At 64.3% G+C, this 398-nt stretch carries 1 protein-coding gene; it reads right to left on the reverse strand.

The window, feature by feature from the left end; translation table 11 throughout:
- Nucleotides 1–362: hypothetical protein (locus C5N14_RS32815; protein WP_207892966.1), on the reverse strand; the 362-nt coding region annotated here is incomplete at its 3' end.
- Nucleotides 363–398 lie beyond the last annotated feature (36 nt).

The following is a 398-nucleotide window of genomic DNA, read 5'->3' on the forward strand; positions in this document are numbered from 1 at the left end:
TGGTTCACCCCCGAAACATTCCCCGCCGACGTCGTCACATAGATCGCGATCCGACCACCGACCCCATACACCGCCCGCGGATCCGACACCACCCCCGAACCCCCCGTCCCGATCACACCCCAGCTACCGAACGACCCACCAGCCTCACCCTGACTCGCCCCATACACCGCACCATTCCGCCGCACATACAACGCCACCCGATTCACGTCATCCCGCAACACCGCCACCCGACCCACAAACCCACCACCGGACGACAACTGCTGCCACGCATTGAACGCACCACCCACCGACACCTGCGACCGACCCCACACCTCACCATCCGACCGCACCGCATACACCGAAATCCGACCATCCGTACCCACGATCACCCCATCCCGCGACACATCATCCGCAGAACC

Origin of the sequence: Micromonospora sp. MW-13 (assembly GCF_003434305.1) — a bacterium.
In the GTDB taxonomy this organism is placed as follows: Bacteria; Actinomycetota; Actinomycetes; order Mycobacteriales; family Micromonosporaceae; genus Micromonospora.